23 protein-coding genes, 2 tRNA genes and 1 pseudogene are annotated in these 26,798 nt (G+C 63.5%); 15 read left to right on the top strand and 11 right to left on the bottom strand.

All coding sequences use genetic code 11. The features are described 5' to 3' along the window. Nucleotides 1–79: 79 nt before the first annotated feature. Nucleotides 80–1,489 carry a type I glutamate--ammonia ligase gene (glnA, locus tag HU230_RS15170; protein WP_018271875.1) on the bottom strand — a complete coding sequence of 470 codons (1,410 nt, stop codon included), beginning with the start codon at nt 1,487–1,489 and terminating at the stop codon, nt 80–82. 151 nt (nt 1,490–1,640) lie between these two features. Next, nucleotides 1,641–1,979, bottom strand: a complete 339-nt coding sequence (locus tag HU230_RS15165) for a P-II family nitrogen regulator (RefSeq protein WP_011441447.1) — start codon at nt 1,977–1,979, stop codon at nt 1,641–1,643. 354 nt (nt 1,980–2,333) lie between these two features. Between HU230_RS15165 and HU230_RS15160 the strand changes: the two genes are divergently transcribed. From HU230_RS15160 to HU230_RS15150, 3 genes and pseudogenes are all read left to right on the top strand, one after another. Then, nucleotides 2,334–3,833: an NAD(P)H-hydrate dehydratase gene (locus tag HU230_RS15160; protein WP_176530987.1), complete on the top strand. Its 1,500-nt coding sequence runs from the start codon at nt 2,334–2,336 to the stop codon at nt 3,831–3,833. Further along, a pseudogene (locus tag HU230_RS15155) lies at nt 3,811–4,271 on the top strand (GNAT family N-acetyltransferase). The gene HU230_RS15160 and the pseudogene HU230_RS15155 overlap by 23 nt, the downstream one beginning before the upstream one ends. A gap of 165 nt (nt 4,272–4,436) precedes the next feature. Beyond that, on the top strand, nt 4,437–6,032 hold the full coding sequence (locus HU230_RS15150) for a B12-binding domain-containing radical SAM protein (protein ID WP_176530988.1): 1,596 nt from the start codon (nt 4,437–4,439) through the stop codon (nt 6,030–6,032). A 105-nt stretch (nt 6,033–6,137) separates the two neighbouring features. Here the strand turns inward: HU230_RS15150 and HU230_RS15145 are convergent, their stop codons facing one another. After that, the gene (locus HU230_RS15145; protein WP_176530989.1) at nt 6,138–6,965 is read right to left on the bottom strand and encodes an oxidoreductase; all 828 of its coding nucleotides are present in this window, start codon (nt 6,963–6,965) and stop codon (nt 6,138–6,140) included. A gap of 101 nt (nt 6,966–7,066) precedes the next feature. Here HU230_RS15145 and HU230_RS15140 point away from each other — a divergent pair, with 101 nt between their 5' ends. After that, nucleotides 7,067–8,032, top strand: a complete 966-nt coding sequence (locus tag HU230_RS15140) for a LysR family transcriptional regulator (RefSeq protein ID WP_176530990.1) — start codon at nt 7,067–7,069, stop codon at nt 8,030–8,032. Nucleotides 8,033–8,242: 210 nt separating this feature from the next. Continuing rightward, nucleotides 8,243–9,019, top strand: coding sequence for a tetratricopeptide repeat protein (locus tag HU230_RS15135; RefSeq protein WP_176535011.1), 777 nt, complete (start codon nt 8,243–8,245; stop codon nt 9,017–9,019). A gap of 33 nt (nt 9,020–9,052) precedes the next feature. Here the strand turns inward: HU230_RS15135 and HU230_RS15130 are convergent, their stop codons facing one another. From HU230_RS15130 to HU230_RS15115, 4 genes are all read right to left on the bottom strand, one after another. Then, nucleotides 9,053–9,763: a hypothetical protein gene (locus HU230_RS15130; RefSeq protein ID WP_176530991.1), complete on the bottom strand. Its 711-nt coding sequence runs from the start codon at nt 9,761–9,763 to the stop codon at nt 9,053–9,055. 103 nt (nt 9,764–9,866) lie between these two features. Then, nucleotides 9,867–10,727 carry a hypothetical protein gene (locus HU230_RS15125; RefSeq protein WP_176535012.1) on the bottom strand — a complete coding sequence of 287 codons (861 nt, stop codon included), beginning with the start codon at nt 10,725–10,727 and terminating at the stop codon, nt 9,867–9,869. 97 nt (nt 10,728–10,824) lie between these two features. Then, complete coding sequence (locus HU230_RS15120) at nt 10,825–11,910, bottom strand: enolase C-terminal domain-like protein (protein WP_176530992.1); 1,086 nt, start codon at nt 11,908–11,910, stop codon at nt 10,825–10,827. 31 nt (nt 11,911–11,941) lie between these two features. Beyond that, complete coding sequence (locus tag HU230_RS15115; protein WP_234633873.1) at nt 11,942–13,255, bottom strand: multicopper oxidase family protein; 1,314 nt, start codon at nt 13,253–13,255, stop codon at nt 11,942–11,944. 153 nt (nt 13,256–13,408) lie between these two features. Between HU230_RS15115 and HU230_RS15110 the strand changes: the two genes are divergently transcribed. The 5 genes from HU230_RS15110 (at nt 13,409) to lon (ending at nt 20,336) form a co-directional block, all read left to right on the top strand. After that, nucleotides 13,409–13,493, top strand: a tRNA-Leu gene (locus HU230_RS15110). A 164-nt stretch (nt 13,494–13,657) separates the two neighbouring features. Beyond that, the gene (tig, locus tag HU230_RS15105) at nt 13,658–15,016 is read left to right on the top strand and encodes a trigger factor (protein WP_176530993.1); all 1,359 of its coding nucleotides are present in this window, start codon (nt 13,658–13,660) and stop codon (nt 15,014–15,016) included. 206 nt (nt 15,017–15,222) lie between these two features. Next, nucleotides 15,223–15,858, top strand: a complete 636-nt coding sequence (locus HU230_RS15100; protein ID WP_092114669.1) for an ATP-dependent Clp protease proteolytic subunit — start codon at nt 15,223–15,225, stop codon at nt 15,856–15,858. Nucleotides 15,859–16,312: 454 nt separating this feature from the next. After that, nucleotides 16,313–17,587 carry an ATP-dependent Clp protease ATP-binding subunit ClpX gene (gene clpX / locus HU230_RS15095; protein ID WP_024583449.1) on the top strand — a complete coding sequence of 425 codons (1,275 nt, stop codon included), beginning with the start codon at nt 16,313–16,315 and terminating at the stop codon, nt 17,585–17,587. 319 nt (nt 17,588–17,906) lie between these two features. Beyond that, nucleotides 17,907–20,336 carry an endopeptidase La gene (gene lon, locus HU230_RS15090; RefSeq protein WP_176530994.1) on the top strand — a complete coding sequence of 810 codons (2,430 nt, stop codon included), beginning with the start codon at nt 17,907–17,909 and terminating at the stop codon, nt 20,334–20,336. A gap of 81 nt (nt 20,337–20,417) precedes the next feature. On the opposite strand, the gene HU230_RS15085 is transcribed toward lon, so the two are convergent. Further along, complete coding sequence (locus HU230_RS15085; protein WP_176530995.1) at nt 20,418–21,629, bottom strand: MFS transporter; 1,212 nt, start codon at nt 21,627–21,629, stop codon at nt 20,418–20,420. Between the two features lies 1 nt (nt 21,630). Further along, complete coding sequence (locus tag HU230_RS15080; RefSeq protein WP_176530996.1) at nt 21,631–22,299, bottom strand: GntR family transcriptional regulator; 669 nt, start codon at nt 22,297–22,299, stop codon at nt 21,631–21,633. Between the two features lie 190 nt (nt 22,300–22,489). Here HU230_RS15080 and HU230_RS15075 point away from each other — a divergent pair, with 190 nt between their 5' ends. The 5 genes from HU230_RS15075 (at nt 22,490) to HU230_RS15055 (ending at nt 24,889) form a co-directional block, all read left to right on the top strand. Beyond that, nucleotides 22,490–22,894, top strand: a complete 405-nt coding sequence (locus HU230_RS15075) for a GFA family protein (protein WP_176530997.1) — start codon at nt 22,490–22,492, stop codon at nt 22,892–22,894. Nucleotides 22,895–23,000: 106 nt separating this feature from the next. Beyond that, nucleotides 23,001–23,077, top strand: a tRNA-Val gene (locus tag HU230_RS15070). A 244-nt stretch (nt 23,078–23,321) separates the two neighbouring features. Then, nucleotides 23,322–23,618 (top strand): hypothetical protein, encoded by a 297-nt coding sequence (locus HU230_RS15065; protein ID WP_176530998.1) that lies wholly within the window; start codon nt 23,322–23,324, stop codon nt 23,616–23,618. Between the two features lie 22 nt (nt 23,619–23,640). Next, complete coding sequence (locus HU230_RS15060; RefSeq protein ID WP_176530999.1) at nt 23,641–23,946, top strand: YciI family protein; 306 nt, start codon at nt 23,641–23,643, stop codon at nt 23,944–23,946. Between the two features lie 91 nt (nt 23,947–24,037). Further along, nucleotides 24,038–24,889 (top strand): class I SAM-dependent methyltransferase, encoded by an 852-nt coding sequence (locus HU230_RS15055; RefSeq protein ID WP_176531000.1) that lies wholly within the window; start codon nt 24,038–24,040, stop codon nt 24,887–24,889. Here HU230_RS15055 and pepT read toward each other — a convergent pair whose 3' ends face one another. Both pepT and HU230_RS15045 read right to left on the bottom strand, forming a co-directional pair. Continuing rightward, nucleotides 24,890–26,146, bottom strand: coding sequence for a peptidase T (gene pepT, locus HU230_RS15050; protein ID WP_176531001.1), 1,257 nt, complete (start codon nt 26,144–26,146; stop codon nt 24,890–24,892). 162 nt (nt 26,147–26,308) lie between these two features. Continuing rightward, the gene (locus HU230_RS15045) at nt 26,309–26,608 is read right to left on the bottom strand and encodes an HU family DNA-binding protein (RefSeq protein ID WP_016847738.1); all 300 of its coding nucleotides are present in this window, start codon (nt 26,606–26,608) and stop codon (nt 26,309–26,311) included. Between the last annotated feature and the right edge of the window lie 190 nt (nt 26,609–26,798).

Raw genomic sequence — 26,798 nt, 5'->3', positions numbered from 1 at the left:
GACCCATCCACATAGCGTTCACCCAAAACAAAAGGCGCTTCCGGTGGAAGCGCCTTTCGCATCGTGTCTGCCGTGAAGCTTACAGCGAGTAGTACATTTCGAACTCGACCGGGTGCGGGGTCATTTCGAAACGGGCGACCTCGGTCATCTTCAGCTCGATATAGGCGTCGATGAAGTCGTCGTCGAACACGCCGCCGTTCTTGAGGAACGCGCGATCCTTGTCGAGGCTCTCGAGCGCCTCGCGCAGCGAGCCGCACACGGTCGGGATCTGCTTCAGCTCTTCCTTCGGCAGATCGTAGAGGTCCTTGTCCATCGCCGGACCCGGATCGATCTTGTTCTTGATGCCGTCGAGGCCGGCCATCAGCATCGCGGCGAAGCCGAGATAGGGATTGGCCATCGGATCGGGGAAGCGCACTTCGACGCGCTTGGCCTTTGGGTTCGCCGTGTAGGGGATGCGGCAGGACGCCGAGCGGTTGCGCGCGGAGTAGGCGAGCAGAACCGGCGCCTCATAGCCCGGGACCAGACGCTTGTAGGAGTTGGTCGACGGGTTGGTGAAGGCGTTGATCGCCTTGGCGTGCTTGATGATGCCGCCGATGTAGTGCAGGCAGGTTTCCGACAGGTCGGCATACTTGTTGCCGGCGAAGGTCGGCTTGCCGTCCTTCCAGATCGACTGGTGGACGTGCATGCCCGAGCCGTTGTCGCCATAGACCGGCTTCGGCATGAAGGTGGCGGTCTTGCCGTAGATGTGGGCGACCTGGTGGATGCAGTACTTGTAGACCTGCATCTGGTCGGCCATCAGCGTCAGCGTGTCGAACTTCATGCCGAGTTCGTGCTGGGCCGAAGCGACTTCATGGTGGTGCTTCTCGACCTTGACGCCCATCTTGGCCATCGCGCCGAGCATCTCGGAGCGCATGTCCTGCACCGAGTCCTGCGGCGGCACCGGGAAGTAGCCGGCCTTGGTACGGATGCGGTGGCCGAGGTTGCCGCCCTCATATTCGGTCGCCGAGTTGATCGGCAGCTCGGAGGAGTCGAGGCGGAAGCCGGTGTTGTAGGGTTCGGCCGAATAGCGCACGTCGTCGAACACGAAGAACTCGGCCTCGGGGCCGACGAACACGGTGTCGCCCACGCCCATCGACTTCACCATGGCCTCGGCCTTCTTGGCGATGCCGCGGGGGTCGCGGTTGTAGGGCTCGCCGGTGGTCGGCTCGAGCACGTCGCAGGTGATGACCATGGTGGTCTCGGCGAAGAACGGGTCGATCGTCGCGGTCACCGGGTCGGGCATCAGGCACATGTCGGATTCATTGATCGCCTTCCAGCCCGCGATCGACGATCCGTCGAACATCGTTCCCTCGGCGAAGATGTCATCGTCGATCATGCTGACGTCGAAGGTGACGTGCTGCCACTTGCCGCGCGGATCGGTGAAGCGCAGGTCGACGTATTTGACGTCGTTGTCCTTGATCGATTTCAGGACGTCTTTGGCGGTCTTCATGAATACCCCTTATGGATGTGCGGGTCGGTTTCCAGCGGAGAGGGACGTTATTCCCGCTTTTGGCGAGTTCGTGTGACTGCTGAAACGAAATGAGGCTGCCGAAGCAGCCTTTTTTCTCTTTTGCCGTCAGAAAATCCGGATAGCACCGGGCTTAAATAGCGTCCAGCCCGGATTCGCCGGTCCGGATGCGGATGGCTTCCTCGATGTTGGAGACGAAGATCTTGCCGTCGCCGATCCGTCCGGTCTGGGCCGCGCGGCGGATCGCGTCAATCGCTTTCTCGACCAGGTCGTCGCCGATCACGATCTCGATCTTCACCTTGGGCAGGAAGTCGACGATGTATTCCGCACCGCGATACAGTTCGGCGTGGCCCTTCTGGCGGCCAAATCCCTTTGCTTCGGTCACGGTGATGCCTTGCAGTCCGACTTCCTGGAGCGCTTCTTTCACCTCGTCGAGCTTGAAGGGCTTGATGATGGCTTCAATCTTCTTCACTGAGCGCCTCCCGGGCATTGCAGATTGCAGGGTCGAGTTCGATGCGCGTGGGGCGCAGTCTGGTTGGTCTTAAGCCTTCCGGCGCGTGGCCGGATACACGCGCAATGGTCGCATCGAGCGGCATTGTGCGCGGCTTCCTCAAAAGCAGGGTCTATGCCAAGTTGTTAGGGTCCCCGATTTTGGAATGTTATCAGCCTTTTAACAGGCAGTCGGCTGATATCGAACCACATGGGCTATGATATCCAAGCCCAACAAATAGGCAAATAGATCAATACGTATGCAGTCGGCCAGTAGAAACCCCGCGAACGTCACAGGAACTGCCTCTCGAAAAGGCGAAGCGATTGAGGATTCGGCATGGACGTTCTGACCACCACCGAGATGGAGCGCGCCGACCGGTTGACCATCGCAGCCGGTACGCCGGGCTTCGCGCTGATGATGAGCGCCGGCCAGGCCGTCGCTGAAGCCGCAATGGACCTGGTCGAGCAGGGGCCGATCGTCGTCGTCGCCGGCCGCGGCAACAATGGCGGCGACGGCTTTGTCGCCGCTGCCGAGCTCGCCGCGCGCGGCCGTGAGGTGTCGGTGATCCTGCTCTGCGAGCGCGACAGCCTGCAGGGCGACGCGGCGCTGGCGGCGAAGGGGTGGAAATATCCGGTGCTGCCGTTCAACCCGCAGGCGCTGGGCAAGCCGGCGCTGATCATCGACGCGCTGTTCGGTGCCGGGCTCAATCGCCCGGTCAAGGGTGACCCGCTGGAGATGATCGCGGCCATCAACGCCAACGGTACGCCGGTGCTGGCGGTCGACCTGCCAAGCGGCATCAACGGCACGTCGGGCGCCGTCATGGGGGCGGCCGTGCAGGCGACCGAAACCGTCACCTTCTTCCGCAAGAAGCCGGCGCATCTGTTGCTGCCGGGCCGGATGTATAGCGGCCGGGTGCGCGTCGCCGACATCGGCATCGCGGCGCAGGTGCTCGACGAGATCAAGCCGCTGACCGCGGAGAATTTGCCGCAGGCCTGGCGCTGGTCGTTTCCGGTGCCGCGGATCGATGGCCACAAATATGCGAGGGGCCACGCCGTCGTGGTCTCCGGCGACATTGCCTCGACCGGGGCGGCGCGGCTCGCTGCGCGCGCGGCGCTGCGGGCCGGCGCCGGCCTCGTGACGCTGGCCTCGCCGCGCGATGCGCTCGCGGTCAACGCGGCGGCGCTGACCGCGGTGATGGTGCGCGCGGTCGACAATCCGATCCAATTCGCCGAACTGCTCGACGACAAGCGTCTCAACGCCTGCGTGATCGGCCCTGGCGCGGGCGTCAGCGCGCGCACCCGCGACTTCGTTCACACCGCGTTGTCGGCGCAGCGGCATCTCGTGCTCGACGCCGACGCGCTGACCAGCTTTGCCGGTTCGCCGGATCGGCTGTTCGAGGCGATCAAGGCCTCCGACGGTCTTGGGGTGGTGCTCACCCCGCATGAGGGCGAGTTTCCGCGGCTGTTCAGCGATATCTCCAACAAGCATCCCGGCCGCTCGAAGCTCGAGCGCGTGCGCGCGGCGGCGGAGCGCTCCGGCGCGGTGGTGCTGCTGAAGGGGGCTGATACGGTGATCGCGTCTCCGGACGGCCGCGCCACCATCGCCGCCAACGCGCCGCCATGGCTTGCCACCGCCGGTGCCGGCGACGTGCTGGCGGGCATCATCGGCGGCTTCCTGGCGCAGGGCGTGGCGGCATTCGAGGCGGCCAGCATCGGCGTGTGGTTGCACGGTGAAGGGGCCAGCGAGGCGGGGCCCGGCCTGATCGCGGAAGATCTGACCGAAGTGCTGCCGGCCGTGTTCCGCCGGCTCTATGATGAATTCGGGATTGAGTATTAGGCGGCTCCAGCTTGCCGACATGGATGCCGCCGCACGCGTGCACCGCGCGGCGTTCGACGAAGCGTTGCCGTGGCTCGCGGGCCAGCACACGCCGGACGAAGATCGGTGGTTCTATCGCGAGCGGATGTTTGCGACCTGTACGCTGTGGGGCGCGTTCGACGGCGAGGCGATGAGCGGCGTCATCGCGTTCCACGACGACTGGATCGAGCAGCTCTATGTGCTGCCGGCCGCGCAGGGCCGCGGCATCGGCGGCCGCTGCTTGAGATCGCACAGCAGGGTGCGGACCGGCTGCAACTGTGGACCTTCCGGCGCAACGCGCGGGCGCGCCGCTTCTACGAGGCGCGCGGCTTCGTCCACGTCGAGGAGACCGACGGGAGCCGCAATGAGGAGAGGGAGCCGGACGTGCGCTATCTCTGGGCGCGCCGGCCCGCCGGCTGACATATTGATCGGATTAACTGGCCCCAGCGGAACCCGGGGACAGGACGGGCTCACGCGGGGCGAAAGATCGTCGGACAATCGGCCACCATTTGAGCACTTAATGCCTGTATCGACGAGCGAAAGTACCCTTGAGCCTCGAAGCCGCGTGGTACGGACCGGAGCAACATGACGAGTCCCTGCCGCGTTCTAATGATCTATCCGAAGTTCGTTCCGGACTCGTTCTGGAACTATACGGAAGCTTGCGAACTCGTCGGCGCGAAGTATCCGGCGGCGCCGCTCGGACTGATCACCGTCGCCGCCATGCTGCCGAAGCATTGGGAGATTCGTCTCGTCAACCGTAACACCGAGTCTTCGACCGACGCGGACCTTGACTGGGCCGATCTTGTCATGATTGGCGGTATGCTCAACCAACAGCCTGATTTTCTCCACCTGATCGATCTCGCCCACCGGCACGGCAAGCCGGTATGTGTCGGCGGGCCCGACGTCTCCTCCAGCCCGCACCTTTACGCCGACGCGGACTTCCAGGTGATCGGCGAGGCCGAGCATATCATCGAGGAATTCATCGCGGCTTGGGAAAGCGGCGCGCGCAAAGGCGTGTTCGTCGCCGAGAAATTCAAGATCGACGTCACACTAAGCCCGATGCCCCGCTACGATCTGATCAAGTTCGATCATTATCTCTTTATTGGTGTGCAATATTCGCGTGGCTGCCCGTTCACCTGCGAGTTCTGCGATATTATCGAGCTGTACGGGCGCGTGCCGCGCACCAAGACTCCCGATCAGATTCTCGCTGAGCTGCAAGCGCTCTACGATCATGGTTATCGTGGGCATGTCGATTTCGTCGACGACAATTTCATCGGCAACAAGAAAAACCTCCGCATCTTGCTGCCGCGGCTCAAGGCCTGGCTGGAAGAGCGAGACTATCCGTTCGAGTTCTCGACCGAAGCCTCGATCAATATCGCTGATGACAGCGAGCTGTTGCAGGCGATGAAGGACGCGAACTTCTTCGGAATTTTCGTCGGCATTGAGAGCCCGGATCCAGAGACCCTCGTGCAGATGAAGAAAAAGCAGAACACCAGGCGCAACATCGCCGAGAGCGTTCACAGGATTTACGACTATGGCATGTTCGTCACCGCGGGTTTCATCGTCGGGTTCGATACCGAGAAACTCTCGATGGCGCAGCCGATGATCGACTTCATCGAGGAGGCGAGCATTCCAGTCTGCATGGTCGGACTGCTCTATGCGCTGCCTGGCACACAGCTGACGCGGCGGCTAGCCCAGGAAGGCCGCCTGCACGAAGGCCATGATCTCATGAAGGTCGAACAGGCGGGCGACCAATGCACGCTCGGCTGCAATTTCGACACCAAGCGTCCGCTTCGTGACATCCTTACGGATTACAAGGCTGTGCTCGGGCACGTCTACAGCCCGACAGCATACGCAGGACGGCTGTCGCGGCTTTCCGTCATGCTCGACCGGTCCGACCGGCGCCGCGATCTGCCCGATGGCGACGTGCGCACGAAGCTTGGCGGCATCGAGGGCGTGCACAGGATCATGCGGACCCTGCCGGAGGTTCGCGAGCCGTTCTGGAAGACCTTCGTCGAGGTCGCCAAGTCCAACCCAGGCGCACTGCGCTACATCGTGATGCTGATGGCGCTGTACCTGCATTTCGGGCCGTTCTCGAAGCACGTGATCGGTGAGATTGACCGCCGGATTGCAGAATTGGACGGTACGCCTCCGGTGAGGGCCACGGCGCTTGTGCAATGAGTTCATCAAGTCTGCAGTTTGATGGACGGCAAAGTCTGCCAGGGCTTCGGTTCTGATTGAATCTGGACCGAAGCTCTGGCTTCTTGTTTGAGCGGCTGGCGCGGCTCAGGCAACGTCGGTGGAGAGCGAAACGCTCTTCCAGGCATCGAATTCGGCCTGCAGCAGTTTCATTTTTTCCTCGACCAGCCGCACGGCATCGCTGCCGAGCAGGAGATGCGTCGGCGGATCGGCCGACAGCGCGAGTTTCAACATCGCCTGCGCGGCCTTTTGGGGATCGCCGACCTGCCAGCCACTCAGTTCCATGCGACGTTTGCGGATTGGATTGATGACAGCGTCATAATCTCCGATCGACCGCTCCGCCCGTACCATCGATCGTCCGGCCCAGTCGGTACGAAAGCCGCCCGGCTCGACGGCGGTGACCTTGATGCCGAGGTCTTTGACCTCCTTGCCGAGGGATTCCGATATCCCTTCCAGCGCGAACTTGCTGCCGTGGTAGTAGCTGAGACCGGGCATTGTGATGATCCCGCCCATCGACGTGATGTTGAGGATGTGCCCGGCGCGCCGCTTGCGCATGAAGGGCAGCACCGCCTGGATCATCGCCACCGCGCCGAAGACGTTGACCTCGAACTGGCGTCGCAGATCGTCGATCGATGATTCCTCCAGAATGCCCTCGTGGCCGTAGCCGGCATTGTTCACGAGAACGTCGATCGCGCCGATCCTGCGCTCGACGTCGGCGACCGCGGGCGCGATGGCCTCGGTGTTGGCGACGTCAAGAACCACGGCGTGCACGCCGGCGCCGAGCGCTTCGAATGTCCGCTTGTCATTCTCGTTGCGCACGGTGCCGGCGACGGTGTGGCCGTCGCCCAATGCTGCCTCGGCCAACGCGCGGCCGAAGCCGGACGAAACGCCCGTGATGAGGAAAGTCTTTGCCATAGGAGATGTCCTTCAGATCGAGATTGCGGGCTCGATATAGGCGACTTGATTGCTGCAATAATCGGCATAGAGTGGCATGACCTAATGCAGATAATAGAACAATGCAGCATGCTGGCCTTTTCGAGCTGAACGCCGTCGTCGCGATTTCAACGCACCGCAGCTTTCGCGCGGCCGCGACTGAACTCGGCATTTCGCCCTCGGCGTTGAGCCATGCGATCGCCGCGCTGGAAAAGCGGTTGGGCGTGCGCCTCATCAATCGGACGACGCGCAGCGTCGCGCTGTCGGAAGCGGGAGAGCGTTTCCTCGCCAGGGTCAGTCCCGCGCTGCGCGAGATTGCCGGCGCGATGGAGGATGTGAACGAGTTCCGCGATACGCCCGCGGGAACGCTGCGCATCAACCTGAAGGAGCGCGCCGCGCACCAGATCCTCCGCCCGGTCGTCGCAAAGTTTCTGCGGCGCTATCCCGACATGAATGTCGAACTGACCCTGGAGGGACGTCCCATCGATATCGTCGCGGAAGGTTTCGATGCCGGCATCCGGTTGGCCGAAGCCGTGCCGCAGGACATGGTCGCGATCCCCTGCGGCCCGGACACGCGCTTCATCGTCGTCGGCGCGCCCGATTATTTCGCGCGCTGTTCGGTGCCGCGGTCTCCGCTCGATCTGCTCGCCCATGAGTGCATTCGCAGACGGATGCCCGGCGGCAAGCTTTATCACTGGGAGTTCGAGAAGCGCGGCGGCGAGCAGATAGTGGTGGATGTCAGGGGCAGGCTGACCCTCGACAATGACAGTCTGATGGTCGAAGCCGCGCTCGAAGGCGTGGGACTGGCGTTCGTCAGCGATTTCTGGGTAGCGGGGCATCTCGCCGCCGACACCCTGCGCGCCGTGCTGGACGACTGGACGCCGCCATTTCCCGGCTTGCGCCTCTACTATCCACGGCACCGGCACATGACGGCTGGGCTTCGTGCTTTCGTCGACATGGTGCGGGAGGAGACGAAGGTGGCTGCCAGGGGCGGGGAGGTCCACTCGCCCCGGGCCAAACGATCGGGCGATCGTCGCAAGCGCGCGTGAGCCGTCGTGGCCACCCGGGTGTTCGGCCGATGGCTTCGCCGGCGTGGACGCGACTGCGTCGGTCCCGCCAGGGCTGCGTCACGACACTTTTGGTGGACGCGTGGGGAATTGCGAGATAAAGGCGCATGATATTCCCTCGCATCCTCCGGAAGCTTTCTCGTGAGCGGCAGGCAGAACAATTTCCTCGCGCAGGCGATGCAACAAGGTGTGTTGGCATTGCGGGCGCGGCAGTTTGCTGAAGCCGAGCAGATCGCCACCAACATTCTGAAATCAAACCGCTCGGACAGACACGCCGCGCTTTTGCTGGCGCATGCCCTGATGGGGCAGAACCGGGGTGACGAGGCAATTGCACCGCTCGAGCGAGTTGCACGCCGCGCCGACGACGGAGAGGTGGAGACCTTGCTCGGTGCGCTGCTGTGCGGTGCAGGGCGCGCCACGGACGGCATCGCGCAGCTTCGACGCACGGCGGCGCGCCGCCCACCATATCTTCCTTCGTTTCGGGAACTCGCTGGGCAGCTTGCCAAGGCCGGTCAACACGACGAGGCGATCAGCACGATCGAGGCCGGCCTCGCGCTGGCTCCTGAGAGCGTCGATCTGAAGCTCGATCTCGGGCGGCTGTTGCATGATACCAATGACTTCGCGCGGGCTGCGAGTGTCCTGACCGCCGCACGTGATGCTGCGCCGGGACGCCCGGACATTCTTAACCAGCTCGGGCGGGTCCTGATCCTTCATGGCGACTACGCCGCAGCCGCGGACGCTTTCCGCCGCGTGCTCGCGCTCTATCCGGACGATCGCTCGACCCGCGCCTATCTCGCCACATCCTTGTTCGAGCAGGGTGAGCGCGACGCTGCCGAAGCGGCGCTGCGCTCCATCATTCGTGGTCAGCCCCAGCTGCTGGGACGCGCGGCATTCGTCATGGCCGCGGCATCGCATGGTCGCTTCTTCTTCTCCCAGCGCGACGTTGCGAAATTCCTCGGTGGAGAGTGAGGCCGGGCGCATTGGACGAAATCTCGTCGCGCCTCACGCCCTGAAGTTTCTCCGGTAGAGGTTGGGCTGCCGCCTGAGCTCACCCCGGAACTGGCCGACGCGGTTGGCTTCATCCGCGGTGAACGAGGATGTCTGCGCAGTCCAGTCGTCTCGCTTGACCGGAATGCATTGCGCGATGGGAGTCCCCTTGGGGAGGACACCTTTAAAATTCCGGTCGTGCCAGTACGCCGGGAGGTGCACCCAGTTGTCGGTATAGAGGTCCGAATTGACCAAGCCGCTGAGCGTCGTGAACGGCAGGTCGAAGCGGTTGACGGGATGCGTGAAGTAGATCGCGTAGCCTTCGGGTGCCTCGACGGTCCACAGATTGTGGAATTTGAGAAAGAAGCGGCCCTCTTCGAACAGCGGCGTGCCGATGACCTGACCCGGATCGTGAAATCCGATCGGCGAGCGCGGAAATTCGGGTGTGCCTCCGGGCGGCAGGTCGTGATCCCAGGTGATTTCGCCGTTCTCGACTCTGAGATCGCAGACCAGTGGCAGCAGGAACCCGCAGGTCATCGCGTCCACGAAGGGCGGGCAGCGCTTGATGGTGTCCTCGTCGTGCAGGTTGATCGAAGAGAAGGCCGTCGCAGGCATTGTCTTGAGCCAGTCGGGAACGCCCTGCGCCGCCGGGATGGGGGCCGGAATTAGTCCCTCAAGCTCCGTCGGACAGCGAAATTTGAGCGTCAGTTTGCTGTTGGTGGACATTGGGCGCTCCGATGCCGTGATGACCTACATGAATGCGTTGCAAAGGTGAAGCTCACGATCAGGCGCAAGATCGGCAGATTGCAAGGGCGGTCGGCAGGCTCCATCAATTGCGCACAAGATAGAGCGGCGTTCTCAGCGTCAGCTGATAGGATGGCTTCGGCACCCAGATGATTTGGGCCGTGACCCCGAACAGTCGATTGTCGTTGTCATCCATCCGATCGAGGTCAAGCCGGAGGATGGGCCCGGTGAAGGACTGGATTGGCGTGAAGTTCAGGAGCTGCGCGCCGCCGAAATGCTGTACTCCGACGCGGCCGGTGAATTTCCAGTTGCTCGGCCACTGATAATAGCCGCCGACATAGCCGATGATATTTGGGTGGATCCGGGCGAGATCGGTCGCTACCTCGACGCGGGTGTCCTGGATGCCCGCGAGGATTCCGCGCGTTCCATCCTTGTCGAAGGCATAGTCGAACTCGAGAATGTTGTTGAAGGTCGTCGTCCCAGTCGGCCCGTTCGGGATTGCCTGGGTGATTGTCGATTGCCACGTGATGGTCGGGATTGAGCCACCATTCTGGCTGTAGAGGTCCGCCTGAAAGCCGACGTTCCAGCTGGTGACGTCGAAGGCCGACCACCCCTGCGCGGGGCCATAGGTCGTCGTTCCGGAAATGCCGGCATACAGCGAGACCGCATCGGTGACGTCTACCGTCAATGGAAGATCGACGGCGAGGGATTGCCGGGACGGCAAGGAGACGCTTGTCGGAAGCGAGCTGCCGTTCGCGAGCGCAAGCGACTGTAGCGCGCTAAACAGAGCCGGGCTGCCGAAACCTACTGGCAAAGCGCCGGCCGGCACCGTTGCGTAGCTTGTTCGCAAATCGAGATAGATATTTGGCGGAGCGCCGCTGTCGTCGTCGCGATCTTTGCCGAACGCTGGTCCAGCCAAGCATGAGCCGATGAAACAGGCCAGCACAAGGCCCGGCAACGACGGAAAATCCCCGAAAGGGGTGGTCAGAATGCGCGGGGAAACTGGCACGACCTTTGGGCTCCTCCCTTGACCTGGCGGGGCGCTAGCTCACGAGATACTTCGCCACCGCCGGCTCGTTCCATTCGATGCCGAGCCCGGGACCGCGGGCGGTGACTGCGCCGTCTATGATCTCGGCGGGCCTTGCGAGGATCGCGCCTGCGAAGTCGAGGAACTCGAGCCAGTGCGCGGTCGGCGTCACCGCCAGCAGATGCGCGCTGACTTCCGCGAAGAGATGGCTCGACATCGGGATCGACGCGGCATCGGCCTGTCCCGCGACCTGCATCCAGCCGGTGACGCCGCCGACCTTCATCACGTCGGGCATGATGAAGTCGGATGCGCCGGCCGCGATCGCCTCGGCGAAGCCGCGCGGAAACCACCAGTTCTCGCCGGCCTGGATCGGCGTCGGCGAGGTCGCGCGGACCCTGGCGTGGCCGGACAGGCTTTCCTGCGGCACCGGCTCCTCGATCCAGTGCAGGTCGTAGGGCGCAAGCCGGGCGATGCGACGGGTGGCTTCCGCCGGATCGAGCGACTGGTTGAAATCGATCATCAGCGCGATGTCAGGGCCGAGCAGGGCACGCACGCCCTTCACGACGCGCTCGTCATTGGCGGCATCGCCGTCGCCACCCTTGATCTTGATGCCCTTGAAGCCTTGGTCGAGCGAGCGGCGCAGCGCGCGCTCGTCGGCAACGGGATCGACCGCCCCATAGCTGTCATAGGCCTTGATCGGTTTCACCGAGCCGCCGAGTAGCTCGACCAGCGGCCGGCCGGCGAGTTGGCCGAGCACATCCCAATAGGCCATGTCGAGGCCCGACACGGCCATCCCGACCAGACCTTGCGCGCTGAGCAGCCGGAACTTGGCGTCCATCGCCTTCATCAGGTCGAACGGGGCGACCGGTCTGCCGATCAGCTCGCGTCCGATCTCCTCGATCAGATAGCAGAGAGGGTTAAGTGTGAGCTTGCTGTAGGCGAAGATGTAGGTGCGGCCGGTAACGCCTTGATCGGTCTCGACATCGATCAGCACCAGCGGACCGGAATCGATCACGCCAAACGCCGTCTTCACAGGACGCTTGAGCGGCACCACGACGCTTCGTGCCTTCACCCCGCGAATCGCTGCAACTGTCTGGCTCATCGATGTTTCCTCAGGCGGTTACCACTTCTTGTTATTGGACACTGTACCATCGCAGCAGCCGCGGCGCGGTCCAATCGGTCGCGACCTGCTCGATCAGATAGCGGCCCGGATATTCGGCGAGGAAGGCAATGCGCTGGGTCTGGCCCGGTTCGACCGCGAGCGTGTCGAGCCAGAACGGCTTCCAGCCGTCGTCGAGCCGGTCAAGCAGACGGAAGTGATGGCCGTGCAGGTGAAAGACGCTGGCGATCGTGGCTTGGTTGGTCAGGGCCAGCACGACGGTTCGGCCTGCCTTGGCCTGAAAGGCCGGAGCCGCTGACGGCTTGAAATCCGCCGGATGGACCCAATCGGTGGGCGCGCCGAGCGCCAGATCGAATCGCGTAGCGCTCTTGAGGTCGAGCTGGGCGGGCATGTCATTGCCCGGCAGCGGTGGGGCCGGCGGGAACGGCGCCGTTCGGATCGGCGGCTCGTTCGAGACGGCGAGCTTGCCGACCGGACGGGCTTGCTTGCCGTCGTGCAGCAGGATCGGGAAGCTCGTTCCGGCCGGACCGGCCGCATCGACAAAGACGTCCGTGCGGCTTCCGGGAGCCAGGACCAGCGCGCCGTTGCGGGCCGGGAACGGTTCGGCCGGCTGGCCGTCGATCGCCATCACCCGGACGTCGAGGTTGTCCAGCTTGACCGCCAGCACGCTGCGTTGGCTGCCATTGATAAAGCGGAGTCTGAGGCGGGCATTGGCCGGTGCCGATATATCGTATGAAGTCTTGCCGTTAATTGTATGAATTTGCGTCGAATCTTTTGGGTCGTTCCCAAACGGAATCGCGGTTCCATCGGGCTGCAGGCGCCACTCCTCGATCAGCAGAACCTCGTCGCGATCGACGGCGACCGGCGAGGTGCCGGTCACGATCAGCGGGCGCGGCCGCGCCGGCGCCGTGCCCTCTCCGAACAGCGGCTCGCACAGGAAGGTACCCGCATGCCGAAGCGGCAGCTGGAAGGTATCCTTTGCCCCCGTGGCAAGGGGCGCCCGGGAGGCCAGCGGCTCCGCGGCTGGGACGCCATCGAGCCCGCGGCAATCAAGTGCGGCCGCGACCGGCAGCTCGTTGCCGAACGTCACGTCGAGGACCTCGCCGCGCTTGAAGCGGAGATCGCCGCTGCCGAGCGACCAGACCGGGGTCTCCGGTCCGTCGGGACGAAGCAGGATGCGGTCGGCTTTGGCCTGCAGCGTAACCGCCGTCCTGCCCTGCGCCGAGCCGGTGGCCGGCCAAGCGGGGCAAAGCGCCGCGGCGCCGAGGCCGGCGATCAGGTCGCGCCGGGTGAGGGAAAATTGGGGACTTGCTGGGGGGCTTGCCATCCGGCCGATGCGGACCATTTTCAAGTGTACCTGTCCAGTCGCGATCGGTCGCAGGGCGGGCTCTCCAGCGGCCATTTTTTTGCTGCGAACCGGTGGGCGCATGTTATAAGCCCGGCCGCCCGCGGCATCGCGGCCGGACTGGATGCTTTTCGCGCGGGCGTGGCGGAACTGGTAGACGCGCTGGATTTAGGTTCCAGTGACGAAAGTTGTGGGGGTTCGAGTCCCTCCGCCCGCACCAAGCGCTTACAGCGTTTGCATGACGATTCCTTGGAGAACCTTGGGCCCCGAAGGGGACGAGGGTTCGCCGAACCCACAGACGTTAGGCCGCAAGGCTCACCGTCGAACAGATTGACACTGCCACGGCCGCTCGGGCCGCGGCAAAAGCGGAAGAAGATTGATACCATGCAGGTCACCGAGACCCTCAACGAGGGACTGAAGCACGAATTCAAGATCAGCGTTCCGGCATCCGATCTCGATGCCAAGGCGGGCGCCAAGCTGGTCGACCTCAAGGACAAGGTCCGTCTCAACGGCTTCCGTCCCGGCAAGGTGCCGGTGGCGCACCTGAAGAAGATCTACGGCCGGTCTGTCATGGCCGAGACCATCGACCAGACCATCAGCGACACCAACCGGCAGATTTTCGAAGATCGCGGCTTCCGCCTCGCCGGCGAGCCGAAGATCACGATGCCGACCGAGAAGGACCAGGTCGAGGAATTGCTGTCGGGCAAGACCGACCTGACCTACACCGTCGCGATCGAGGTCGTGCCGCAGATCCAGCTCGCCGATTTCAAGTCGTTCTCGGTCGAGAAGCCGGTGGTCGATGTCTCCGACGCCGACGTCGACGATGCCATCAAGCGCATCGCCGAAGGCAGCCGCCCGTACAACGCCAAGACCGAGGGGGCGGCGGAGAAGGGCGACCGTGTCACCATCAGCTTCAAGGGCACGATCAACGGTGAAGCCTTCGAGGGCGGTACCGGCGAGGGCATCCAGGTCGTGATCGGCGCCGGCCAGTTCATTCCGGGCTTCGAGGAGCAGCTGATCGGCATCGGCACGGGCGAGACCCGCACGCTGAAGGTTGGTTTCCCGAAGAACTACCTGAACGACAAGCTCGCCGGCCAGCCGGCCGAGTTCGAGACCACCGCGACGCTGATCGAGGCGCCCGGTGAGGCCGCGATCGACGACGAGTTCGCCAAGACGCTCGGCCTCGAGTCGCTTGACAAGCTGAAGGAAGCCGCGCGCGAGCGCCTGACCGCCGAGTTCGCCGGCGCGACCCGTCAGAAGGTCAAGCGCGCGCTGCTCGACCGTCTCGACGAGAGCCACAAATTCGAGGCGCCGCCGTCACTTGTCGCCGAAGAGTTCAACCTGATGTGGAACTCGATCAAGGCCGAGATGGACTCGACCGGCAAGTCCTTCGCCGACGAGAACACCACCGAGGATGCGGCCAAGGAAGAGTACCAGAAGATCGCCGACCGCCGTGTCCGCCTCGGCCTCGTGCTGTCGGAGATCGGCGAGAAGAACAAGATCACCGTGACCGACGACGAGGTCTCGCGCGCCGTGATCGAGCGCGCACGCCAGATGCCGGGCCGCGAGAAGGAAGTCTGGGATTACTACCGCAGCAACGCCCAGGCGCTGGCCCAGCTCCGCGCTCCGATCTACGAGGACAAGGTCGTCGACTTCGTCCTGGAACTCGCCAACGTGACCGAGAAGAAGGTCTCCAAGGATGAGCTGTTCAAGGATGAAGACGCCGGGCAGACTGCCGCCTAATTGCGGCACCTCGCGTTAATGATGAACCGCGAAAGCACGCCCGCGGCGGGTCCCCGTCGCTAGGCGTGCCGACGCGAATCGGCTTGAACTTCTGCGTCCTGCCCAGGTGGCTAGTACGGCCAGTGCCGGTCTTGTCGGCCGGAAATTGGTCCATATCTGGGTTAAGCCTTAACGTTCTGCATCACCCCTAACCCTTGGGTTCTTTCATGCGCGATCCCGTTGAAACCTACATGAACCTCGTGCCGATGGTCGTCGAGCAGACCAATCGCGGCGAACGCGCCTACGACATTTTCTCGCGCCTGCTGAAAGAGCGCATCATCTTCGTCACCGGTCCGGTGGAAGACGGCATGGCGACGCTGACCGTCGCGCAGCTGTTGTTCCTCGAGGCCGAGAATCCGAAGAAGGAAATCTCGATGTACATCAACTCGCCGGGTGGCGTGGTGACGTCGGGCCTTGCGATCTACGACACGATGCAGTTCATCCGTCCGCCGGTGTCGACGCTGTGCACGGGGCAGGCGGCCTCGATGGGCTCGCTGCTGCTCGCAGCCGGCGAGAAGGACATGCGCTTCACGCTGCCGAACTCCCGCATCATGGTGCACCAGCCGTCCGGCGGCTTCCAGGGACAGGCGACCGACATCATGCTGCACGCGCAGGAGATCCTGAATCTCAAGAAGCGCCTCAACGAGATCTACGTGAAGCACACCGGCCAGACTTACAAGGCGATCGAGGACGCGCTCGAGCGCGACAAGTTCCTCACCGCCGAGGACGCCAAGGCGTTCGGTCTCGTCGACAAGGTCATCGACAAGCGGCCGGAAGACCCGTCGGCGGCCAAGGCGGCCTAACAAAGCTGCCTGATCTGGACAGGCGACCTGAGGCGTCGGTGTGATCTCCACATTGACGCCTCACATAGTCGGCAAAGCAGGACGGCGGAGTACCCCGCAAGCGCATATTTGGGGGCAGAAAGTTCCGCTTTCGTGCTCAGGGCCCGGCGTGGTAATCCCGCAACGTTTCGTGGATTTCGACGCGTATTCCACGTGCGATCGTGGAAAATCACGGTATTGTCACGGTCTTGAGCCGGCCTCCCGATTAGCGAATTCTTGATAGTCGGGTGCCAGCATGGTTGGCTGTAATGCATCGGCTATGATCGCGGAGATTCGAATAAACCGTGATCCACACTGTCAGTATTGCGTAGGGTCTTTTTTGGTACGGAATTTGCTCTATCTACCCAATACTCCGGTTTTGTGCCGGATTGGGTCGATCTGGCAAACGAGGTCGAACGGCGGACGGAGATAATGAATGAGTAAGGTCGGCACGAGCGACGCCAAGAACACGCTATATTGCTCGTTCTGCGGCAAGAGCCAGCATGAAGTGCGCAAGCTGATTGCCGGACCGACTGTCTTCATTTGCGACGAGTGTGTCGAACTCTGCATGGACATCATTCGCGAGGAGAACAAGTCCTCGCTGGTGAAGTCGCGCGACGGCATCCCGACGCCGAAGGAAATCTGCAAGGTCTTGGACGACTACGTGATCGGTCAGAGCCACGCCAAGAAGGTGCTCTCGGTCGCCGTCCACAATCACTACAAGCGGCTTAACCATCAGACCAAGCACAACGACGTCGAGCTGGCGAAGTCGAACATCCTGCTGATCGGTCCGACCGGTTCGGGCAAGACGCTGCTCGCGCAGACGCTGGCCCGCATCCTCGACGTGCCGTTTACCATGGCTGACGCGACGACGCTGACTGAAGCCGGCTATGTCGGTGAAGACGTCGAGAACATCATCCTGAAGCTGCTGCAGGCCGCCGACTACAACGTCGAGCGCGCGCAGCGCGGCATCGTCTATATCGACGAAATCGACAAGATCAGCCGCAAGTCGGACAATCCCTCGATCACCCGCGACGTGTCGGGCGAGGGCGTCCAGCAGGCGCTGCTGAAGATCATGGAAGGCACGGTGGCCTCGGTCCCGCCGCAGGGCGGCCGCAAGCATCCGCAGCAGGAGTTCCTGCAGGTGGACACCACCAACATCCTGTTCATCTGCGGCGGTGCGTTCTCGGGCCTCGAGAAGATCATCTCCGCGCGGGGCCGTTCGACCTCGATCGGCTTCGCGGCGCAGGTGCTGGCGCCGGAGGATCGCCGTACCGGCGAGATCTTCCGTCACGTCGAGCCGGAGGATCTGCTGAAGTACGGCCTGATCCCGGAATTCGTCGGCCGTCTGCCCGTCGTCGCGACGCTGGAGGACCTCGACGAGGCCTCGCTGAAGAAGATCCTGACCGATCCGAAGAACGCGCTGGTGAAGCAGTACCAGCGGCTGTTCGAGATGGAGAACATCGAGCTGACCTTCGCCGACGAGGCGCTTGGCGCGGTCGCCCGCAAGGCGATCGAGCGCAAGACCGGCGCACGCGGCCTGCGGTCGATCCTGGAGAGCATCCTGCTCGAGACCATGTTCGACCTCCCGGGCCTCGAAGGCGTCGAGGAAGTCGTGATCTCGCGCGAGGTCGTCGAGGGCACGGCGCGTCCGCTCTACATCTACGCGGATCGTTCCGACCGCGCCGTCGAGAGCAGCGCGAGCGCCTAAGGCGCAACTTTCTGTCGTCGCAATTCATGCGGCTGCCGGGCGATCCGGCGGCCGTTGCGGCGCAGCAGCAGGTCATTTTCGCGTCGCAGTAAATGCCTGTTTAGCCTATATTTCCCGGCACTTCTCAGACTTGACACCCCCCCGCCTGATAGCCACCTAATGCTATCGGTGAGGGATCTCATGCGTTGAGATTCGTCGCTTTTCGATGCGGAATATGCGGCTGCTAACGGCAATCTAATTCCGGATCACCAAGGCACCTTGTGGCGGTTGCGCAAGCAGGCGGACTGCGTGCAAGGGGGCAAAACAAAAGGATAAGGCCATGACGACTTCAAAACCCCGGCCAACGATCGTCCACGGCGAAAGCCATTCCTATCCGGTGCTGCCGCTCCGCGACATCGTCGTCTTCCCGCACATGATCGTGCCGCTCTTCGTCGGCCGCGAGAAATCGATCCGCGCTCTCGAAGAGGTGATGAAGAACGACGCGTTGATCATGCTCGCGACGCAGAAGAACGCGTCCGATGACGATCCGGCTCCCGATTCAATCTACGAGACCGGTACGCTCGCCAGCGTTCTGCAGCTCCTGAAACTGCCCGACGGCACCGTCAAGGTACTGGTCGAGGGCCTCGAGCGCGCGCGTGTCGAGAAATATTCCGACCGCAGCGAGTACTACGAGGCGACCGCGGTCGCGCTCGCCGACACTGACGCCAACTCGGTCGAAGCCGAGGCCTTGGCGCGTTCGGTCGTGTCCGACTTCGAAAGCTATGTGAAGCTGAACAAGAAGATCTCCGCCGAAGTCGTCGGCGTGGTTCAAGCGATCACCGATTTCGCCAAGCTCGGTGACACCGTTGCCTCGCATCTCGCGGTCAAGATTGCCGATCGGCAGGCGATCCTGGAGACGTTGTCCGTCACGCAGCGCCTGGAGAAGGTGCTGGGCCTGATGGAGAGCGAGATCTCGGTGCTGCAGGTCGAGAAGCGCATCCGCTCGCGCGTCAAGCGCCAGATGGAGAAGACCCAGCGCGAGTATTACCTGAACGAGCAGATGAAGGCGATCCAGAAGGAGCTCGGCGACGACGAAGGTCGCGACGAGCTGGCCGATCTGGAGGAGAAGATCTCCAAGACCAAGCTGTCCAAGGAAGCGCGCGAGAAGGCCCAGCACGAGCTGAAGAAGCTGCGCCAGATGTCGCCGATGTCCGCGGAAGCGACCGTCGTGCGCAACTACCTGGATTGGCTGCTGTCGATCCCGTGGGGCAAGAAGTCCAAGGTCAAGAAGGACCTCGAGGCCGCGCAGGCGGTGCTGGACTCCGATCACTACGGGCTCGAGAAGGTCAAGGACCGTATCGTCGAGTATCTCGCGGTGCAGTCACGCGCCAACAAGCTGACCGGACCGATCCTGTGCCTGGTCGGGCCTCCCGGCGTCGGCAAGACCTCGCTCGGCAAGTCGATCGCGAAGGCGACCGGCCGCGAGTTCGTGCGCGTGTCGCTTGGCGGCGTGCGTGACGAGGCCGAGATCCGCGGTCACCGTCGCACCTATATCGGCTCGATGCCCGGCAAGATCATCCAGTCGATGCGGAAGGCGAAGACCTCGAACCCGCTGTTCCTGTTGGACGAGATCGACAAGATGGGCGCCGATTTCCGCGGCGATCCGTCGTCGGCGCTGCTTGAGGTCCTGGACCCCGAGCAGAACTCGACCTTCAACGACCATTACCTGGAGGTCGACTACGACCTGTCCAACGTGATGTTCATCACGACCGCGAATACGCTGAATATTCCGGGCCCGCTGATGGACCGCATGGAGATCATCCGGATCGCCGGCTACACCGAGAACGAGAAGGTCGAGATCGCGCGCAAGCATCTGATCCCGAGCGCGCTCTCCAAGCACGGTCTGGACTCCAAGGAATGGTCGATCGATGACGCGGCCTTGCTCTTGATGATCCGCCGCTACACCCGCGAAGCGGGCGTGCGTAATCTGGAGCGTGAGCTCTCCACACTCGCCCGCAAGGCGGTGAAGGAGCTGATGATCTCCAAGAAGAAGTCGGTGAAGGTCACCGAGGCGAACATCGAAGAGTTCCTCGGCGTGCCGAAGTATCGCTTCGGCGAGATCGACGACGAGGATCAGGTCGGTATCGTCACCGGTCTGGCGTGGACCGATGTCGGCGGCGAGCTGTTGACCATTGAAGGCGTCATGATGCCTGGCAAGGGCAAGATGACCGTCACGGGCAATCTGCGCGACGTGATGAAGGAGTCGATCTCGGCGGCGGCGTCTTACGTCCGCTCGCGCGCGATCGTCTACGGCATCGAACCGCCGATGTTCGATCGCCGCGACATCCACGTTCACGTGCCGGAGGGCGCAACCCCGAAGGACGGTCCGTCCGCTGGTGTCGCGATGGCCACCGCGATCATCTCGGTCATGACCGGCATTCCGGTCCGCCACGATGTCGCGATGACCGGCGAGATCACGCTGCGCGGCCGCGTGCTGCCGATCGGCGGTCTGAAGGAGAAGCTGCTGGCTGCCGCGCGCGGTGGCATCAAGACGGTGCTGATCCCCGAGGACAACGCCAAGGATCTCACGGAGATTTCCGATGCGATCAAGGGCGGCATGGAGATCATCCCGGTCTCGCGGCTGGACGAGGTCGTTGCCAAGGCGCTGACCCGGGTGCCTGTGCCGATCGTCTGGGAAGAGGAGACCAGCAAGGTCGACGTCAAGCCCGACGCTTCGGATGAGGCGTCCGGTGGCCTGACGGCGCACTGAAGCAGTCTTCAATCTGAAAGTTCAAACGGCGCCTTCGGGCGCCGTTTTTGTTCTGGTCATCACGAGGAGCCGGGCAGGCGACTACTCTTTCTTCTCGATGACGAAATTGCCGATCGCCCCGAGGGCCATCAACACGCTGGTGCCGAGGAACACCGCGCGCATGCCGATATGGCCGCCGATGAATCCGCCGGCGAGCGGGCCGATCACCTGGCCGTCATATTGCGCCGAGATCGAATAGCCCAGCATGCTGCCGGTGACCGTGTCGGGCACGTTGTGCCGGATCACGCTTGCGATGCAGGGCAACAGGCCGCCAAGCGCGAGCCCCATCAGGAAGCGAAGCAGGATCAGCTGCCAGCCGCTGACCACGAAGGCCTGCGGGATCAGCAGCAGCGCCGAGGCGGCCAGGCAGATGGTGATGATCCGCCAATGGCCGACGCGATCGGCCAGCTTGCCGAGATGCGACGACGACAGCAGGCTGCCGAACGCCGCCGCCGACATCACGAGGCCGGCGACGAACGTCACCTGCGGCGCCTCGACCAGCTGCGCGACATAGACCGTGATGATCGGCTCGATCGACATGTTGGCGATCATCAAGAGCAGGCCGGTGCCCCACATCGCGATCACGGGTCGCTTGTCCGGAACCAGCGACCAGCCGCCGTGCGCCTTGGCGCCTTTCGCCGTCTTCGGACGCGCATCCTCGCGGATCAGGAAGGTCGTGCCGAGGAAGGTGATGAAGATGACGCCGCCGATCAGGAAGAAGGTCGCGCGGATGCCGATCAGGCCCGGCAGCACGCCGCCGATCAAGGGACCGACCAGGCCGCCGGCCATGATGCCGGCCGACAGAACGCCGATCGCCCAGCCGGACCGCGCCTTCGGCGTCTGCGCCGCGACCAGCACGGTCGAGCCCGAGGCGTAGCCGCCGAGCAGGCCGGTCAACAGCCGCAAGCCGACCAGCTCATAGACGTTATGCGCCATGCCGATCAGCGACATGGCAACCGCCATGCCGAGGCTCGCGCGGATCAGCATCAGCTTGCGGCCATAGCGGTCCGCGAGCCGTCCCCATAACGGCGCCGTCAGCGCCGCGCTGAAGAAGGTTGCGCCATAGGCGACGCCCGACCATTGCACGATGGCGGCACGATCGGTCACGCCGAGCTGCTCGACATAGAGCGGCAGGAACGGCAGCAGCAGCGTCATCCCCACAATTGTCGTGAAGGAGCCGAGCACGCAGACGATCAGGTTGCGCTTCCAGGGTCCGGCGTCGAGGGCCGCTTCGCGATCGATCTCCATGTTCATGTCAGCGCAGCCCGATGACGGCGAAGCCGCGCGCCCGCAGGCCGCGGCGATCCTCGTTGAGCGAACGCAGCAGGCGATCGCGGGTGTCGGTGATGTGGTCGGCGGCTTCGCGCGCGGCAGAATCCGGATCGTTGGCCTTGATGAAGCCGAGAATTCGCCGGTGCTCGCGCCAGGCCTGCTCGCGCGAGGGCTCGGTCCACACTTCGAGCCAGCGCGCCCGTGACAGCCGGGTCATGGCGCCGGCGATCGCCTTGACGATGAAGGGATTGCCGGAGAGACGCGCGATCTCGACATGGAAATCGGTGCCGACGCGGTGCCATTCCTCGCGCGGCGCGCCGGACTGGCAGGCATCCAGCATCGCTTCGACGCCGGCGATGTCGGCCGCGCTCGCCCGCGCGCAGGCGAGGCGGACGGCCGTCGTCTCCAGCGGAATCCTGAACTCGGCCAGCGCCTCCAGCTCACCGAGGTCGATCGGTGCGACGATCCAGTTGCGGCCGTCGCGGCGGACCAGCTCTTCGCCTTCGAGCCGCACCAGCGCGGCGCGGATCGGCGTGCGCGATCCCTCGAACCGGCTCTCGAGCCAGCGCTCGGTCAGCCGCTCGCCGGGGCCAAGGTCGAGAGAGAGGATCATCTCCCGGAGCTGGTCGTGGATCTGAAGCATCTGCGACATGGCGGTCTGCCGGTGGGAGGACGGTCATGCCGACATATCCCAGATTGGTATCCCAAACAATCCCGTTTTGGGATGCCAGTATTGTCTCAACGGGGCACCGACGGTGTTCCGGAGACCTTGCTGGCCGCATCCCGGGAACGACCTCTTGGCGACCGCCTTTGTTGCACGACGCCGAATTGGGAGAACGCAGATGCGGATCGACGGGCAATGCCATTGCGGGGCCGTGACCTATCAGGCCGACATCGATCCCGAACGGGTGTCGATTTGCCATTGCACGGACTGTCAGGCGCTGACTGGTTCACCCTATCGCGTCACGGTGATCTGCGCCGCCGAGCAGGTCCGGCTGACCGCAGGTGCGCCGAAGATTTACGGCAAGCGGGGCGATAACGGCCGGATCCGCTTCCAGCATTTTTGCGGCGACTGTGGTTCCCCCTTGTTCACGAGCGGCGAGGACGGCGGTCCTGACGATTGGGGCATCCGCTGGGGCAGCATTCGTCAGCGCGGCGAATTGACCCCGCGAAGCCAGATCTGGTGCCGCTCCGCCGCGCCCTGGATCAATGATCTCAAGGGATTGCCGGCGCGGCCCAAGGATTGAAGCCCAGGGATCGAGGCCTACGGATTGAGGCCTACGGATTGAGGCTTTGCGACCCTGGCTATCTTGCGCCCGAGGGGCGGGCGAGGCTAAAGAGGCGCGCAGGTACGGGCGGCTAGCTCAGCTGGTTAGAGCATCTCGTTTACACCGAGAGGGTCGGGAGTTCGAATCTCTCGCCGCCTACCAGCCTTCGCCCTGCGGGCTACAGCTCGGCAAGCCAGCCTTTTGCGGATGGATTCACCCGCTTGCGCGGAGGCGCAGGGCGAAGGCTGTCACGCCGAAGCTCGAAGAGCGTAGGTGGACTGGTTCATCACGAAAAAGAGCCGAGGCGGACAAAAGTATGACTGCCCTCATCATCATTCTTGCCGCTCAGGTTTGATGCCGACACCGCCGCGATGCTATTCTCTGCGCCTAACCGGGAACTTGATGCATGCGCAAACTCGCCGCGATTTTTCTGCTCACCATGATTGCCGGACCGGCATTGGCGCAGCAGGACCATGTTCAGCGCTATCGCGAAGAGATCGAGAAGTCGCCGTCGGATGTGGCCAACGAGGCGCGGCAGCAGCGCGCCTACCAGCGCGCGCTCAGCGGCGTGCCGGACCAGAAGCCCACCGACCCTTGGGGCATTGCGCGCAGCAATGACGGGCAGGCCGCGCCGAAGGCCAATGCCGCCAAGACGACCCCAGCGCCGAAGCAGGCCAAGCCCACGAGCGCTGCCGCCAAATAATCCTCGAGAGCGGACCAGGTCGATGAAATATTACGTCTGCAAATTGACTGGACCGCGCCCGACCTTTCCGCAAGACATGACGGCGCAGGAAGCCGCAATCATGCAGGCGCATGTCGCCTACTGCGGCGAATTGCTGCAAGCCGGCAAGGCGTTGATCTTCGGGCCGGTGGCCGATCCCGCCGGCGTCTGGGGACTGGGCGTGCTGCAACTATCCGATGAGGCTGATCCGCAGGAGATCGTCGCCAACGATCCCGTCACCAGGGCCAATGCCGGATTCACCTATCAGATGATGCCGATGCTGCGCGCTGCGACGCGCGAGAGCTGCTAGGGCATGATCCGGAAAAGTGCGAAGCGGTTTTCCGAAGAAGATCATGCCCAAATATGAGATAACTGAAGCTTCTCAACAAGGTTAGGATCGCATGAACGCAGGCCATCCGCAAAACGCCGATCAGATTGCATACTGGAACGGGCCGGGCGGTCAGCGCTGGGCCTCGAGGCAGGCCGCGCAGGATATCGTGCTGCAGCCGGTGCTCGACCTCCTGATCGATCGCGCCGCGCCGAAGGCCGGTGAGCGCATCGTCGATGTCGGCTGCGGCAGCGGCGCCTCGAGCTTCGCGCTGGCGGCAAAGGTTGCGCCCGATGGCCTTGTGCTCGGCGTCGACGTCTCGGAGCCGATGCTGACGCGGGCGCGGCAGAGCGCGCCGCAGGGATTGCCGGTCGAATTCACGCTGGTCGATGCCACCATCTATCCGTTCGCCGGCGAAAGCGTCGATCTGCTGGCGTCGCGCTTCGGGGTGATGTTCTTTGCCGATCCGGTGGCGTCGTTCACCAATTTGCACAAAGCGATGCGGAAGAGCGGCCGGCTCGCCTTCGCCTGCTGGCAGGAGCCGCGCGAAAATCCGTTCTTCATGGCGCCGCTGCAGGCGGTCTACAAGCACGTGCCGAAGCTGCCGCAGCTTGGTCCCGAAGACCCCGGTCCGTTCTCATTCGCGTCCGAATCCCGGGTGAAGCGGATCCTCGGTGAAGCCGGCTTCTCCGACGTTGCCATGGAGCCGTGCCGGGTCGAACTCGATGTTGCGACCGGGCGCGGCATCGATGCGGCGATCCAGGGCGCGCTCGAGATCGGGCCGGCCAGCCGCGCGCTGGAAGGGCACCCGGATGAGGTTCGCTCCGCCGCCATCGCGTCGATGCGCGAGGCGCTGGCGCCGTTCGTCAAGGGCGATTCCGTGCCGCTGCCGGGCGCGATCTGGATCGTAACGGCGCGGGCCTGATCAGGCTTTCTCTTCCCAGATCATCGCCAGATGCACGATGGTCTGCACGGCCTTCTCCATATCCTGGCGGCTGACCCATTCGAGCCGCGAATGAAATGCGTGCTCGCCGGCGAAGATGTTCGGGCAGGGCAGGCCCATGAACGAAAGCCGCGAGCCATCCGTGCCGCCGCGGATCGAGGTCTTCACCGGCGATAGCCCGGCGCGCTCGATCGCCTCGATCGCATAGGCGACGATCTGGGGGTGACGATCGATCACCTCTTTCATGTTGCGGTATTGCTGCTTGACCTCCATGCGGTAGGTCGAGCGCGGATATCCCTTCATGACGTCCTGCACGATCTTCTCGAGCAGCGCTTCCTTCTGCTTCAGGCCTTGCTCGGTGAAATCGCGGACGATGAAGTCGATCCGCGCATTCTCCAGCGCCCCAGAGATTGCGACCGGATGCAGAAAGCCTTCCTTGCCTTCGGTGGTCTCGGGCGAACAGGTGTCCTTCGGCAGGCGATCGACGATCGCGGCCGCGATCTTGATTGCGTGTTCCATCTTGCCCTTGGCGAAGCCCGGATGGGTCGCGACGCCTTCGATGATGATGCTGGCGCCGTCGGCGGAGAAGGTCTCGTCCTCGATGTGGCCTGCGGTCTCGCCGTCCATGGTGTAGCCGAAATCGGCCCCTAACTTCTTGATGTCGACCTTGTCGACGCCGCGGCCGATCTCCTCGTCCGGCGTGAACAGGATCTTGATGGTGCCGTGCTTCACCTGCGGGTTGGTGACCAGGAAATGCGCGGCGTCCATGATCTCGGCGAGGCCGGCCTTGTTGTCGGCGCCGAGCAGGGTGGTGCCGTCGGTCGTGATGATGTCGTTGCCGATCTGGTCGGCCAGCGCTTCGTGCTCGGCGGCGCGGATCAGCTGCGAGGCATCGGCCGGCAGCACGATGTCGCCGCCGCTATAATTCTTCACGAGCTGCGGCTTGACGTTCTTGCCGGTGCAGTCGGGTGAGGTGTCCATGTGCGAGCAGAAGCAGATCACCGGCACCGTCTTGTCGGTGTTGGCCGGGATCGTCGCATAGACGTATCCGTGTGGATCGAGGTGCGCATCGGATATGCCCATCGCCTGCAGCTCGGCGACCAGCAGGCGGCCGAGATTCTTCTGCTTCTCGGTGGAGGGCGTGGTCGGCGAATCCGGATCGGACTGGGTGTCGATCACGACATAGCGCAGGAAGCGCTCGGTGACGGTGTGCTTGAAGTCGAGAGCCGGTGCCAGCATGAAGACCGCGCAAGGATGGAGAACGGGAATAAGACGCTCAGGCGAAGTTGGTTCGGGCAGCAAAGCGCATCGAGCGATAATTCTACAACAGAAAAGCGCCATTCCGGGGCCGCGTCACGAGCCGGAATGGCGCCTGGTATCAAACCGGGAAGGTTAAGAGCCTTAGACGGCTTCCTTCAGCTCCTTGGCGGCGCGGAAGGCGACCTTCTTGCTCGCCTTGATGTGGATCTGCTCGCCGGTCGCCGGGTTGCGGCCCATGCGGGCGGCGCGCTTGCGAACCTGGAGGATGCCGAGGCCGACGATGCGAATCCGCTCACCCTTCTTGAGGTGCTTGGTGATCCGGGTGACCATGTCGGTCAGGATCGCCTCGGCCTGCTTCTTGGACAGCTCCTGCTCTTCGGCGATGGCCGCCGCCAGGTGCTTCAGCGTGATCGTCGCCGGGGTCGCTGCTTTCTTCGCCATGTGTGGCCCTCCTCGTTGCTGAATGGCTGGATTGCTGCTTTCACGCGAATGGCGCGCCGTTCGCGTCGGGAAAATGCGTCCGGAAAAGTCCTGAAACCGCCGGTTCTGGGGAACGGGCAGCGCCGGGCCCGGCCACAGGAAACCCAGACGTATCAGGCCTTATTTGATTCGGGGCTTTGCTGACTACGCC

The sequence above is a fragment of the Bradyrhizobium quebecense genome (assembly GCF_013373795.3).
GTDB classification, from domain to species: domain Bacteria; phylum Pseudomonadota; class Alphaproteobacteria; order Rhizobiales; family Xanthobacteraceae; genus Bradyrhizobium; species Bradyrhizobium quebecense.
This window is presented reverse-complemented; position numbering and strand designations above follow the sequence as displayed.